This window comes from Formosa agariphila KMM 3901 (genome assembly GCF_000723205.1).
Lineage (GTDB): Bacteria > Bacteroidota > Bacteroidia > Flavobacteriales > Flavobacteriaceae > Formosa > Formosa agariphila.
The window spans coordinates 1,947,586-1,962,242 of record NZ_HG315671.1 but is presented as its reverse complement, the minus strand read 5'-3'; the positions used below and the strand labels follow the sequence as shown (position 1 = coordinate 1,962,242).

The following is a 14,657-nucleotide window of genomic DNA, read 5'->3' as shown; positions in this document are numbered from 1 at the left end:
AACTTTATTATTTCTAATTTTGTTTATAAACTAAATTCATTACTTTGAAGATATCAAGAGAAGTCAAAACCGCAATCCTAGTTATTGTTGGGATTATATTTTTAATATTCGGAATCAATTTTCTTAAAGGAGAAAATTTATTTTCATCTTCTAGAACATTCTACGTGGTTTACGAAAATGTTGAAGGTTTAACACCATCTACCCCCGTAACCATAAGCGGCTTACAGGTGGGTAATGTAAAAGAAATCACTTTACAAGAAGACGCTAAATTATTAGTAACACTTATAATTAATAACGAGTATACGTTTTCAAAAAACAGTAAAGCCGAATTATACGACACCAGTTTAATTGGTGGAAAAGCCGTTTCTATAGTACCTGCTCTAGATAATGCAGAAATAGCAAAAGACAACGATTATTTATTGGCTGCTAGAAAATCTGGACTAACAGATATTGTTGGCGAAAAATTAGCGCCTTTGCAAGAAAAAATAGAATCGTTAACGCATAATGCAGATTCTTTAATGCTAAATATAAATAGTATTTTTGATGAAGAGACTAAAGCAAGTTTAAAAAATGCAATTACATCTTTAGATCAAACCATTTCGTCTTTTCAAAAAACGTCTAACAGTTTAAACGGCGTAATAGAAGATAATAAGGAGAATTTAAACACAACCTTATCTAATTTTAGTAATGCATCTACAAACATTTCTAAAATATCAGATTCGTTAGCAGCTACAAATTTCTCTGCTGTTGTGTCTAATTTAGAGCAATCATTAGAAAGCTTTAATGGGGTATTAGCAGATGTTAATAATGGTGAAGGTTCTCTAGGAAAATTATTAACAGACGATAAATTATATACTAATTTAGAGGGCGCATCACTTCAATTAGAGCAATTGCTTCAGGATATGAAATTAAACCCGAAACGTTATGTACATTTTTCATTATTCGGAAAAAAACCAAATGATTTTGATGCAGAAGAGAATCAAGTCGACGATAATGGTTTAAATGTAGACTTACAGGACACAACAACTAACTAGAATATGAATATAATTCCTAACATAATATTTGCAATACTTTTAGTTGCCGGAATCGGTTACTTTGCTAGAAATGTAAAAAAATTAGTTCGCAATATAAAACTCGGTAAAGATGTCGACGTGAGTGATAATACCGCTATACGTTGGAAAAACATGACCAGAATTGCACTTGGGCAAAGTAAAATGGTACAGCGACCAATTGCAGGTATACTGCACATTGTTGTATATGTAGGATTTATTATTATAAATATTGAAGTCTTAGAAATTATTATTGATGGTCTTTTTGGAACACACAGAATCTTCTCTGGAATAGGAAGTTTGTATGGTGTTTTAATTGGGACTTTCGAGATTTTAGCATTTTTAGTTTTTGTTTCTGTTATTATATTTTGGATTAGAAGAAATGTAATTAAACTTCAAAGATTTTGGAAATCAGAAATGAAAGGTTGGCCAAAAAGTGATGGAAATATCATTTTATATATCGAAATGGTATTAATGGTATTGTTTTTAATTATGAATGCTACAGATGTTCATTTTCAAGAGATGAATAACGGAAATGTAATCAGTCAATACATTGCACCTTTATTTAGTAATTTTTCAGAAAGCACTTTACATCTTATTGAAAGAGGAGCTTGGTGGTTGCATATTATTGGAATATTATGTTTCTTAAACTACCTATATTATTCAAAGCATTTACATATTCTATTAGCATTCCCTAATACATATTACGGAAAAGTTAGGCCTAAAGGTCAGTTAGATAATCTTGAAGCTGTAACTACAGAAGTGATGATGATGATGGATCCTAATGCCGATCCATTTGCAGCACCTGCAGAAGATGCTTTCGAAGAAGAAGTTGCTAAGTTTGGTGCTAGCGATGTACAGGATTTAAATTGGGTACAATTGCTAAATGCCTATACATGTACCGAATGTGGACGATGTACTAGCGAGTGTCCTGCAAATCAAACAGGAAAAAAATTGTCGCCTCGTAAAATCATGATGGATACCAGAGACCGTTTAGAGGAAGTTGGTAAAAATATAGATGCAAATAATGGAGTGTTTAACGACGATGGTAAGCAGTTATTAGGTGATTACATTACAAACGAAGAACTTTGGGCGTGTACCTCATGTAATGCTTGTGTAGAAGCTTGCCCTGTGAGTATAGACCCGCTATCTATAATTATAGATATGAGACGTTATTTAGTTATGGAACAGTCTGCTGCTCCTGCAGAACTAAATAATATGATGACAAATATAGAAAATAACGGTGCGCCTTGGCCTTACAACCAAATGGATCGTTTAAATTGGAAAGACGAATAGGTTTTAATATGCTTAAAATTTATAAAAATAATAAATCAAAATAGAGAGAATGAGCGAACAAATAAAAGTGCCAACAATGGCCGAATATATGGCTCAAGGAAAACAACCCGACGTTTTATTTTGGGTTGGTTGTGCTGGAAGTTTTGATGATAGAGCAAAAAAAATAACAAAAGCATTTGTTAAATTATTAAACAAAGCGAATGTCGATTTCGCGGTTTTAGGTACAGAAGAAAGTTGTACTGGTGATCCCGCAAAGCGTGCAGGGAATGAGTTTTTATTTCAAATGCAAGCGGTTACTAATATAGAAGTACTAAATGCTTACGAAGTTAAAAAAATTGTAACAGCTTGTCCGCACTGCTTTAACACCATTAAAAACGAGTATCCTCAATTAGGTGGTAATTACGAAGTAATGCACCATACACAGTTTTTAAAATCGTTATTAGACGAGGGGAAACTAACGATTGAAGGTGGACAATATAAAGGCAAACGTATAACGTTTCACGACCCTTGTTATTTAGGGCGCGCCAATAATGTTTACGAAGCGCCTCGCGATTTAATTCAGAAGTTAGAAGCCGAATTGGTCGAAATGAAGAACTGTAAAAGTAAAGGGCTTTGTTGTGGTGCTGGTGGCGCTCAAATGTTTAAAGATGCCGAAAAAGGTGATAAAGAAGTCAATGTAGAGCGTACGGAACAAGCCATAGAAGTTAAACCAGATATTATCGCAGCTGGTTGTCCGTTTTGCAATACCATGATGACGGATGGTGTTAAAGCCAAAGATAAAGAAGCCGAAGTAGAAGTTATGGATATCGCCGAACTGATAGCAAACGCTCAAGATTTATAAGAATTCAATTCTGAATTCTGAAATATATTATATAGATTAAAAAACAGACAATACAAAGATGTTAGTAGATTTTAATACATTACCCGAAACTTCGAAAGTTTGGATTTATCAAGCCAATCGTTCTTTTAATGATCAAGAATTAGAAGAAATAAAATCTAAAATAGATGTCTTTATTGAAAATTGGACCGCTCATGGTGCAGATTTAAGTGCTGGATACGAGATTAAATACAAACGTTTTATTGTATTAGGTTTAAATCAAGAAGTGAATAATGCTACAGGTTGCTCGGTAGATGCCTCGGTACATTTTATTCAACAATTAGAAAAAGATTATAATGTAGATTTATTAGACAAGATGAACGTGTCTTATAAACAAGGTGAATTTGTGGCGTATAAAACGTTAACCGAATTCAGAAAAATGGCAAAAGATAAGGCAGTATCTAAAAACACGATAGTTTTTAATAATTTAGTGACTAATATCGCCGAATATAACGAAAACTGGGAAGTACCTGCTAGCGACAGTTGGCATAATCGATTTCTTAAATAAACGGTATTCTACGATTTAAGAAGATATTACCAATATGACTTTCAACACACATATACTAATCATTAACAAGGCCATTATACCAAATAGGCCTTTAATTTTTTCAATTTAAAAACCAAAAACGATTATGGGTAAGGAGATTTTCTTATTAAACATTTCGGGACAAGATAAACCAGGATTAACGTCAAGTTTAACTGGTGTTTTAGCAGAGTATGGCGCCAAAGTTTTAGATATTGGACAAGCAAATATTCACGATACACTTTCTTTAGGTATCATGTTTGAGGTTAAGACAAAGAAAAAATCGGCTTCAGTTTTAAAGGATTTGTTGTTTAAATCGTATGAACTTGGAATCAATGCTAAGTTTACACCAATTACTTTAGACGACTATGAAAACTGGGTAACACTTCAAGGAAAAAATCGCTATATCATTACCATTTTAGGTGAAAAATTAGCTGCTGAGCAAATTTCTGAAGTCACTAAAATCATTTCAGATAAGAATTTAAACATAGACGCTATTAAACGTCTTACGGGACGCTTATCATTAGTAAAAGAAGAAGAGTATCCTAGAGCTTCAATTCAATTATCCATTCGTGGTAAAATTGAAAATAAATCGGAATTCACTGAAAAGTTTATGGAAATCTCTAGAAAGTTAGATGTCGATATCGCTTTTCAAGAAGACAATATATATAGACGTAATAGACGTTTAGTGTGTTTTGATATGGATTCGACTTTAATTCAAACAGAAGTCATCGACGAGCTAGCAGAATTAGCAGGTGTTGGTGCAGAAGTTAAAGCCATTACAGAATCTGCTATGCAAGGAGAAATCGATTTTAATGAAAGTTTCAAAAAACGAATGAAACTTTTAGAAGGATTAAGCGAAGAGGTGTTACAACAAGTTGCTGTAAATTTACCAATTACTAAAGGTGCAAGACGTCTTATTAATACACTAAAAAAATACGGATTTAAAACGGCTATTTTATCGGGTGGGTTTACTTATTTCGGACATTATTTACAAAAAGAATTAGGTATTGATTATGTGTATGCTAATCAATTAGAAATTAAAGACGGAAAGCTTACCGGAGGCTATCTTGGCGATATTGTTGATGGTAATAAAAAAGCTGAATATTTACAAGAAATTGCAGAACGTGAGGGAATTAACATCATGCAAACTATTGCTGTAGGAGATGGTGCTAACGACCTACCAATGCTTAATCTTGCAGGATTAGGGATTGCGTTTCATGCCAAACCAAAGGTAAAAGACAATGCGCAAAGTTCTATTTCTAGTATCGGATTAGATGGTGTGTTATACTTATTAGGATATCACGACAAATACATAGATTTAGTAGATTAATTTCTAGATAAACATTACTTTAAAAACTTCACGTTATTCTAGAATACGTGAAGTTTTTTTATTTTAATTTCTTGTTTTTTTCGGTTGTTAATTAATTCTTTATAAATCTATCTTAAAGTCTTTTCAACTTCATTTTAAATATGGTATTTTGCCTACTCATTTGCCGTATACAAGCATTTGCAACCAAATTATACTTACATGCGATATAACCTTTATATAGTTTTTATACTTTTTTTTAGTATTCAATTTTCTTTTAGTCAGAATTCCACAAATCCATTAGTTACAAAAGATGCAGCTGCGCAACAAAAATGGGTAGATAGTGTGTATACAAACTTGTCACTTCAAGAAAAAATTGGGCAATTATTTATGGTTCGCGCCATGACATCTGCAAACACAAGAGATGTCGCGGGCATTAAAAACCTAATTAAAAACAATCATATTGGTGGTATAATTTATTCAAAAGGTGGACCTGTAAAATTGGCTAAACTGAATAATGCCTACCAAGGCTTGTCTGATGTGCCAATGTTAATTGGAATGGATGCAGAATGGGGATTAAGTATGCGATTAGATTCTACTTACGCATTTCCTTGGAACATGACTTTAGGAGCAATAAAAGATAAGGCATTAGTAGAGCAAGCTGGTAAACACATTGGAGAGCATTGTAAACGTATTGGAATTCATTTTAATTTTGGTCCTGATGTGGATATTAATACAAATCCTAAAAATCCAATTATAGGAAATCGTTCTTTTGGTGAAGATCGTGATGAAGTTACCGCACATGCTGTAGCGTTTATGAAAGGGCTTCAAAGTGCCGGAGTTATGGCTACTGGTAAACATTTCCCTGGTCATGGCGATACAGAAACCGATTCGCATAAAGCCTTACCAACAATTACTTTTTCGGAGAAACGTATAGATTCTATTGAGCTGTATCCGTATAAAAAAATGATTAAAAACGGGATGGAGAGTGTTATGGTAGCTCACTTAAATGTACCGAGTTTAGAGTCTAGACCAGATTTTCCATCGTCTTTATCTAAAGCTATAATCACCGATTTATTAAAAGAAAAAATGGGCTTCGAAGGATTAATTTTTACAGATGCCTTAGAAATGAAAGGTGTTGCAGATTTTAGTAGCCCTGGAGATATTGATTTAGCAGCCTTTTTAGCGGGAAACGATATTTTATTAATTTCTGAAGATGTGCCAAAGGCAATGGCTAAAATTACTGAAGCGTATAACGATAAAACCATTACAGAAGAACGTTTAGCATATTCGGTTAAAAAGATTTTAATGTCGAAATACAAAGTGGGATTACATAAATACAAGCCCATAGACACGAATAACTTGGTTAACGATTTAAACCGCCTTGAAGACGACATGCTTAACGAAGAATTGTTTGAAAATGCAATTACGGTTGCTAAAAATGAAAACGATATCTTACCACTTCGTGATTTAGATAAAAAGACAATTGCTTACATTAAATTTGGAGACGATAGTGGTTCGCCATTTTTAAACGAATTAAAAAAATACACTAAAGTACACGAAGTAAAATCGGATTCGTATGGCTATATAAAAAGTAAATTAGATAGTTATAATACAGTTATTATTGGTTTACATCGCTCGAACGCTAATCCTTGGAAGAGTTATAGTTTTACATCTGAAGAAATTCAGCTTTTAGAAAGTATTGCAGCGACACACCATGTAATTTTAGATGTTTTTGTTAAACCTTATGCGTTATTAGACTTACCATCAATTGGTAATATAGAAGGTATCGTAGTCAGCTATCAAAATAGTGTAGTGGCTCAAGAGAAATCTGCTCAAATTATTTTTGGTGCATTAGGCGCTAAAGGGCAACTTCCTGTTTCTGTTGGAAATGGTTTACATGTTGGTGATGGCATTACTCTAAATTCAATTTCTAGATTAGGGTATACTGTTCCAGAACGTGTCGGCATCGACTCTAAAAAGCTTCATAAAATAGATGCTATTGCTCAGCGAGCAGTTAATGAAAAAATGACACCTGGAATTCAGCTATTGGTGGCTAGAAAAGGTAAGGTAATTTATAATCAGAATTTCGGACATCATACATACGATAAAAACTCGGAACCAGTTAAGTTCGATGATGTTTACGACATAGCATCCATAACCAAAATAGTTTCTAGTTTACCATTAATTATGGAAATTGTAGAACAAGACGATGAAATTTCTATTAATACAAAACTATCTCAACTACTTCCGGAGTATGCCGACTCTAATAAAGCCAATATTACCCTCAAGCAAATATTGTCGCATTATGCTCGACTAAAACCCTGGATTCCTTTTTATGTTGCAACACTCGACTCGGCTAAAATGCCGAGTTCTGAATATTATAGAAAATCGCATAGTGAAGATTTCAATATAAAAGTGTCTAATAATTTATACTTAAAACGAGATTATCCAGAAACTATTCAGAAAATTATTAAAGATACCGATTTACTTACAACCTTAAAATATCGCTATAGCGACTTACCTTATTACATTTTAAAGAAATTTATCGAGACTTATTACGACAGAACATTAGACCATCTTATTCAGACGCATTTTTATGAATCTTTAGGGATGAATTATTCAACATATAATCCGTATTTAAAATTTCCAATGAAAGACATTGTACCAACAGAAAACGACACCTATTACAGGCATCAAGTTGTGCAAGGTTATGTTCATGATATGGGAGCAGCTATGCAAAATGGAGTAGGTGGACATGCTGGTGTTTTTAGTAATGCCAACGATATCGCTAAAATCATGCAAATGTATTTACAAAAAGGATTTTATGGAGATAAGCGTTATTTTAAACCCGAAACGGTAGATATGTTTAACAAAACGTATTATGCCGACAAAGATAATAGACGTGGTTTAGGATTCGATAAGCCTCAATTAGGTAAAAGCGGTCCAACATGCGGATGTCTGTCTATGAAAAGTTTTGGTCATTCAGGATTTACTGGAACCTATGCTTGGGCAGATCCAGATGAAGAATTAGTGTATGTGTTTATGGCAAATAGAACATATCCGTCTGCCGAAATTAACATGTTATTACGAGAGAATATTAGAACAGATATTCAAGAACTTATTTACGAAGCAATTATAAATTAAAATGATAATAGGACTTGTTTGTTACCCAACATTTGGAGGGAGTGGCGTTGTTGCAACAGAATTAGGATTAGAGTTGGCGAAACGCGGACACGAAATTCATTTTATTACTTATAATCAGCCGGTACGGTTAGATTTATTAGGTAACAAAGTGCATTTTCACGAAGTTAACGTACCCGAATATCCGTTGTTTCATTACCAACCTTATGAGTTGGCATTATCTAGTAAATTAGTAGATACAGTAAAACTTCATAAAATTGAAGTATTACATGTACATTATGCTATACCTCATGCGTATGCAGCTTATATGGCTAAAAAAATGTTGCAAGAAGAAGGTATTCACCTTCCAATAGTAACAACACTTCACGGTACAGATATTACTTTAGTAGGAAGTCATCCGTTTTATAAACCCGCAGTGAGTTTTAGTATCAATAAATCTGATGCAGTAACAGCTGTTTCAGAAAGTTTAAGAGAAGATACGTTTAGGTTATTCGATATTAAAAATGAAATTAATGTGATTACTAATTTTATCGATATCGATAAGTATAAATTCTCATTCACCGATTGCCAGCGTGGTATGATGGCGCCAGACGACGAAAAAATTATTACTCACATTAGTAATTTAAGACCCGTTAAACGGATTAGAGATGTTATTAAAATTTTCTATAACATTCAAAAAGAAGTACCAGCAAAACTGATGCTTATTGGTGAGGGGCCAGATAAGGAACCTGCTGAAAAGCTTTGTCAAGAATTAGGAATTTTAGATAAAGTCGTGTTTTTTGGAAGAAGTAACGAGATCGATAAAATTTTATGCTTCACAGATTTGTTTTTGCTGCCTTCGGAAACCGAGAGTTTCGGATTAGCAGCTTTAGAAGCTATGGCTTCAGGGGTTCCCGTAATATCTAGTAACACGGGAGGGATTCCAGAAGTTAATGTTCACGGGATTACAGGATTTTTAAGTGATGTTGGAGACGTTGAAGATATGAGTAAAAATGCCATACATATTTTAAGTGATGAAGCCCGTTTAAAGCAATTTAAAAACAATGCTAAAGAACGTTCTTACTTATTCGACCTACATAATATTGTACCACAATACGAGAAGTTATACGAAGAGACCATCGCTAAACGTCCTAAAGTATAACCAATTTAGGGTAAAGTATATATTTAAACGCTTCAGATGGCCATGTCATTTGAAGCGTTTTTGTTTTCTAAAAAGTCAACTTATTTCAATAGTAAAACAATAGTTTATATTCTACGTTGCTTGTTCAATCAACTATTCTTACATTTAGTCAACTTTAACGCGAGGTTCTTTATTATAAATTATTATGACAAAATCTGTTTCTTTCGATTTACAAACACTAAATAATGCCTTAGAAGGCGAATTGTTTTACGACGATTTAATGAAATCTATCTATGCTACAGATGCATCTGTATATAGACGTTTGCCTTTAGCTGTTGCTTATCCAAAACATGAAACAGATTTAAAAGTTTTAATTGCATTTGCTAACACCAATAAGGTGACCTTAATTCCTCGTACAGCAGGAACATCGTTAGCTGGACAATGTGTAGGTGAAGGTATTGTGGTAGATGTGTCTAAACATTTTACAAAAATTATTTCTATTAATAAAGAAGCACGAACGGTGACTGTTCAGCCTGGAATTGTAAAAGATTATTTAAACCTTCAATTAGAGCCATACGGACTCTTTTTCTCACCAGATACATCTACCTCCAACCGCTGTATGATTGGAGGTATGGTTGGTAATAATTCGTCTGGAACAACCTCTATTCAATATGGAGTAACTCGTGATAAAGTATTGGAATTAAAAACCATTTTAAGTGATGGGAGTGAAGCTGTTTTTAGCCAGTTGACTTCAGAAGAATTTCATAAAAAAACAGCTTTAAACAATCTTGAAGGAAAGATTTATAACACAATATATAACGAATTACAATCTGAAACCGTACGGGCTGAAATTCATAAGCAATTCCCTAAACCAGAAATACACAGAAGAAATACGGGCTATGCTTTAGATAAATTAATGGATGCTGATGTTTTTGGAGAATCTTCGAAACCATTTAATATGTGCAATTTGTTATCTGGAAGTGAAGGTACATTAGCGTTTTCTACAGAGATTACATTGCATTTAGATGTTTTACCGCCTACAGCACGCATTATGGTAGCTGCACATTTTAAAAGTGTAGAGGATGCTTTAATAGCAACGACAACCTGTATGCAACATCATTTATATATGTGTGAAATGATGGATAAAATCATTTTAGATTGCACTAAAAACAATTTAAAGCAACAAGAAAACAGACAGTTTGTAGTAGGCGACCCCGAGGCTATTTTAATGTGCGAACTTAAAAGTAATGACAAAACGGATGTTATACGACAAGCAGAAGCGCTTATAAAAGATTTAGAACTAGAAGGGTTAAGTTATGCTAATGTTGTATTAATAGATGACGATATTGATAAAGCTATAGAATTAAGAAAAGCCGGATTAGGACTTTTAGGTAACATTATTGGCGATAAAAAGTCGGCTGCTTGTATTGAAGATACTGCGGTTGCATTACCCGATTTTGCTAATTATATAAATGAATTTACCACTTTAATGAAAGGCTATAACCAAAAAGCAATTTATTATGCACATGCTGGTGCTGGCGAATTACATTTGCGTCCGGTTTTAAATTTGAAATTGAGTGAAGATGTTGTGCTGTTCAGAAAAATTACCACAGATGTTGCGCATTTAGTGAAAAAATATGGCGGCTCAATGTCTGGAGAACATGGAGACGGTATTGTACGTGCAGAGTTTATACCGTTAATGATTGGAGATACTAATTACCAAATTATAAAACGTATAAAAGCTGTTTTCGATCCTAATAACATTTTTAACGCAGGCAAAATTGTAGATGCATTTCCTATGGATGAAGGTTTACGTTATGTTCCTGATAGAACAGAACCGGAGATAAGTACGTTAATGGATTTTTCTGATTCTGAAGGCATTCTAAGACAAGCCGAAAAATGTAATGGGAGTGGAGATTGTAGAAAACCAGCAGAATTGGGCGGAACCATGTGCCCAAGTTATCGTGCTACCCGAAATGAAAAGGATACTACTCGTGCACGAGCAAATGCACTACGTGAGTTTTTAACGAATACAGAAAACGGTAAAAATTCGTTTAATCATGAAGAATTAAAAGACATTCTAGATTTGTGTCTAAGTTGTAAAGGGTGCTTAAATGAATGTCCAAGTACGGTCGATATTTCGAGTATGAAAGCTGAATTCCTATATCAATATCAGAAGGAAAATGGCTTCAGTTTACGTTCAAAAATGTTCGTGTATAACAACAAGGTAAACGAAATAACAACACATATTTCTGGAATTACTAATTTCTTTTTCAAGACGAAACTAACTTCTGATTTTATGAAAAAAACATTTGGTATTGCTGAAAAACGAAGCATGCCTTTTGTTTCATCTAAAAGTTTAAATAGATATATTAAAAATGCTAATAATAAGGTTGTTAATGTAAAAAATATTAAAACTATTTACTTCTTTGTTGATGAATTTACTAATCTATTAGACACAGAAATAGGATTAGATGCTATTGCTCTACTTCGTGGATTAAACTACGATTTAAAGTTTGTAAAACATGAAGAATCAGGGCGTGCATTTATCTCGAAAGGATTTTTAGAACAAGCAAAAGATTGTGCCACTAAAAATGTAAATGTTTATAAGGATTTAATTTCAGAAAAAACGCCTTTGGTAGGTTTAGAACCTTCGGCTATTTTTACTTTTAAAGATGAATATTTAAAATTAACAGACGATAAAGAGAGTGCAAAACGTATTGCAAAACATACATTTTTAATAGAAGATTTTTTATATTCAGAAATTGAAAACGGAAACATTAAATCTGAGCAATTTCATACCGAAGAAAAAACAATAAAAATTCATTCGCATTGTCATCAAAAAGCGATGAGTAATCAATTATCTACATTTAAATTACTCAATCTTCCAAAAGGATATAAAGCAACAATTATTCCGAGTGGATGTTGCGGGATGGCAGGAAGTTTTGGATACGAAAAAGAACATTACGAGGTGAGTATGGCTATTGGAGAACAAACCTTATTTCCTGCAGTCAGGAAAGCATCGAAAGACGTTATTATTTCTGCGAATGGAACCAGTTGTAGACATCAAATTAAAGATGGTACAGATAGAGTTGCTCTACATCCTGTAACCATTTTAAGACGTGCATTACTCTGATTTCTTAGCTTTTTTATCTTTTTTCTTCTTCTTCTTTTTGTCGACTATCGTTATTGCGGCTATTAAATCTTGCATATTCATGCCTTTTAAATCTTCATCAACAAAAAATGGAGAAAGTTTATCATGATTGTAATTGTAAATTTTCCAACGCTTAAACTGATACTCTAAAGCTGTAAAATTTTCAACCCAATCGCCAGAATTTAAATACATGGTTTTTCCGTATTTGTTCTCTTTTATAAGCATTTTTGGCTGATGTATATGTCCACAAATCACATAATCATAACCTTGTTCTATAGCTAAATCTGTTGCTACATCTTCAAAATCATTAATATATTTAACGGCCCCTTTTACGCCATTTTTAATACGTTTAGAAATAGAGTATTTTTCTTTTCCCATTTTGTCTAAACCCCAATTCACCATTTGGTTTATTAATATTAGAAAGTCGTAACCGTATCCACCTAGTTTAGCTAGCCATTTTGCATTTTGAATGGAGACATCGAAAATATCGCCATGAAAAAACCAAGCGGTTTTCCCGTTTAATTCGGTAACATATTTATCAACTATTGAAAAATTTCCAATTGTAGATTCACTAAAACGGCGCAACATTTCGTCGTGATTTCCGGTGATATAAATTACCTCGACACCATCTGAAGCCATATCCATAATTTTTTTTATAACTTGCATATGGGATTTTGGAAAGTAACGCTTGTTAAATTGCCAAACATCAATAATATCTCCGTTTAATATTAGTTTTTTAGGATCAATGCTATTCAAGTACGAATACAACTCTTTTGCATGGCAGCCGAAAGTACCTAAATGTACATCTGAAATGACGGCAATCTCTATTTTTCGTTTTATTTTCAAAAAAGTAAATGAGTTTATGGATTGTATTTAACAAATAACATAAACAGATGTTACTTAAACTTAAACAGCTAATTAATTAAAAAATAGCTTATTGTAAAATTAATGTTACTTAGGTTTCATCATAATATTTTACGATTCCTAACATTCTATTTTATTTTTAATAATAATACGTTTAAATTAGCAAAAAAATACAGTTTGTTATGGCGGGAAATTCCTTTGGAAAAATATTTAAACTTACCACTTTTGGTGAATCACATGGCGTTGCACTAGGTGGAGTATTAGATGGATGCCCAGCGGGTATTTCAATAGATTTTGATGCCATTCAAAATGAAATGAATCGTAGAAAACCAGGGCAATCAGCGATTGTAACACAAAGAAAAGAGCCAGATGAAGTTAAATTTTTATCAGGTGTTTTTGAAGGTAAAACTACGGGAACATCTATTGGATTTATTATTGAAAATGCCAACCAGAAATCTCACGATTATTCTCATATAAAGGATTCTTTCCGTCCGTCGCATGCCGATTATGTTTACGAAAAAAAATACGGCGTTCGCGATTATAGAGGTGGAGGACGTAGTTCTGCTAGAGAAACAGCTTGTCGCGTTGTGGCAGGTGCCGTTGCAAAACAATTCTTAAAAGATATAGAAATTCAGGCATTTACATCTTCAGTGGGCGATATCTTTATGGAAAAACCATATCAGGATGTCGACATTAGTAATGCTGAAAATAACATTGTGCGTTGTCCAGATACTGAAACTGCGGATAGAATGATTTCAAAAATTAAAGAAATCAGAAAAGCAGGAGATACTATTGGAGGAACAGTAACTTGTGTTATTAAGAACGTACCCATAGGATTAGGTGAACCTGTTTTCGACAAATTACATGCCGAATTAGGAAAAGCCATGCTGTCTATTAATGCTGTAAAAGGCTTTGAATATGGTAGCGGATTTTGTGGAGCAAAAATGAAAGGGAGCGAACATAACGATTTGTATAATACAGACGGCACTACAAAAACCAATCTTTCAGGTGGTATTCAAGGTGGAATAAGTAACGGTATGGATATATACTTTAGAGTTGCTTTTAAACCAGTAGCGACAATTATGCAAACGCAAGATACCATTGATAAAGATGGTAATATTGTGAAAATGGAAGGAAAAGGACGTCATGACCCATGTGTTGTGCCAAGAGCTGTACCTATAGTAGAAGCTATGGCAGCATTAGTATTAGCCGATTATTTTTTACTAGATAAAACATATCAATAAAAAACGTACATACTATACTACTTAAAGGGTTTTCTATTGGAATTCATAAATCGATATTGTTTCGATCAAATTCTAAT

General features: G+C 33.3%; 10 protein-coding genes. 9 read left to right on the top strand and 1 reads right to left on the bottom strand.

The features are described 5' to 3' along the window. The first annotated feature begins 44 nt into the window (after nt 1-44). The 8 genes from BN863_RS08500 (at nt 45) to BN863_RS08465 (ending at nt 12,454) form a co-directional block, all read left to right on the top strand. Nucleotides 45-1,034 carry an MlaD family protein gene (locus BN863_RS08500; RefSeq protein ID WP_051774626.1) on the top strand — a complete coding sequence of 330 codons (990 nt, stop codon included), beginning with the start codon at nt 45-47 and terminating at the stop codon, nt 1,032-1,034. Nucleotides 1,035-1,037: 3 nt separating this feature from the next. Then, on the top strand, nt 1,038-2,345 hold the full coding sequence (locus tag BN863_RS08495) for a (Fe-S)-binding protein (protein WP_038529578.1): 1,308 nt from the start codon (nt 1,038-1,040) through the stop codon (nt 2,343-2,345). A gap of 49 nt (nt 2,346-2,394) precedes the next feature. Beyond that, nucleotides 2,395-3,186, top strand: coding sequence for a (Fe-S)-binding protein (locus BN863_RS08490; RefSeq protein ID WP_038529576.1), 792 nt, complete (start codon nt 2,395-2,397; stop codon nt 3,184-3,186). A 58-nt stretch (nt 3,187-3,244) separates the two neighbouring features. Next, nucleotides 3,245-3,730, top strand: coding sequence for a hypothetical protein (locus BN863_RS08485; RefSeq protein ID WP_038529574.1), 486 nt, complete (start codon nt 3,245-3,247; stop codon nt 3,728-3,730). Nucleotides 3,731-3,854: 124 nt separating this feature from the next. Then, nucleotides 3,855-5,078 (top strand): phosphoserine phosphatase SerB, encoded by a 1,224-nt coding sequence (gene serB, locus BN863_RS08480; RefSeq protein ID WP_038529571.1) that lies wholly within the window; start codon nt 3,855-3,857, stop codon nt 5,076-5,078. Nucleotides 5,079-5,276: 198 nt separating this feature from the next. Beyond that, nucleotides 5,277-8,201 (top strand): glycoside hydrolase family 3 N-terminal domain-containing protein, encoded by a 2,925-nt coding sequence (locus BN863_RS08475; protein ID WP_038529569.1) that lies wholly within the window; start codon nt 5,277-5,279, stop codon nt 8,199-8,201. A gap of 1 nt (nt 8,202) precedes the next feature. Continuing rightward, nucleotides 8,203-9,339: an N-acetyl-alpha-D-glucosaminyl L-malate synthase BshA gene (gene bshA, locus BN863_RS08470; RefSeq protein WP_038529567.1), complete on the top strand. Its 1,137-nt coding sequence runs from the start codon at nt 8,203-8,205 to the stop codon at nt 9,337-9,339. 184 nt (nt 9,340-9,523) lie between these two features. Then, on the top strand, nt 9,524-12,454 hold the full coding sequence (locus BN863_RS08465; RefSeq protein WP_038529565.1) for an FAD-binding and (Fe-S)-binding domain-containing protein: 2,931 nt from the start codon (nt 9,524-9,526) through the stop codon (nt 12,452-12,454). Here BN863_RS08465 and BN863_RS08460 read toward each other — a convergent pair. Further along, nucleotides 12,446-13,318, bottom strand: a complete 873-nt coding sequence (locus BN863_RS08460) for a UDP-2,3-diacylglucosamine diphosphatase (protein WP_038529563.1) — start codon at nt 13,316-13,318, stop codon at nt 12,446-12,448. The genes BN863_RS08465 and BN863_RS08460 overlap by 9 nt on opposite strands. 200 nt (nt 13,319-13,518) lie before the next feature. Between BN863_RS08460 and aroC the strand changes: the two genes are divergently transcribed. Further along, complete coding sequence (gene aroC / locus BN863_RS08455; RefSeq protein ID WP_038529561.1) at nt 13,519-14,580, top strand: chorismate synthase; 1,062 nt, start codon at nt 13,519-13,521, stop codon at nt 14,578-14,580. Nucleotides 14,581-14,657 lie beyond the last annotated feature (77 nt).

Excerpts from the sequence above, each read along its gene's own strand:
- BN863_RS08495 (WP_038529578.1), top strand. The coding sequence starts at position 1,038 with ATGAATATAATTCCTAACATAATATTTGCAATACTTTTAGTTGCCGGA.
- BN863_RS08490 (WP_038529576.1), top strand. The coding sequence starts at position 2,395 with ATGAGCGAACAAATAAAAGTGCCAACAATGGCCGAATATATGGCTCAA.
- BN863_RS08485 (WP_038529574.1), top strand. The coding sequence starts at position 3,245 with ATGTTAGTAGATTTTAATACATTACCCGAAACTTCGAAAGTTTGGATT.
- serB (WP_038529571.1), top strand. The coding sequence starts at position 3,855 with ATGGGTAAGGAGATTTTCTTATTAAACATTTCGGGACAAGATAAACCA.
- BN863_RS08475 (WP_038529569.1), top strand. The coding sequence starts at position 5,277 with ATGCGATATAACCTTTATATAGTTTTTATACTTTTTTTTAGTATTCAA.
- bshA (WP_038529567.1), top strand. The coding sequence starts at position 8,203 with ATGATAATAGGACTTGTTTGTTACCCAACATTTGGAGGGAGTGGCGTT.
- BN863_RS08465 (WP_038529565.1), top strand. The coding sequence starts at position 9,524 with ATGACAAAATCTGTTTCTTTCGATTTACAAACACTAAATAATGCCTTA.
- aroC (WP_038529561.1), top strand. The coding sequence starts at position 13,519 with ATGGCGGGAAATTCCTTTGGAAAAATATTTAAACTTACCACTTTTGGT.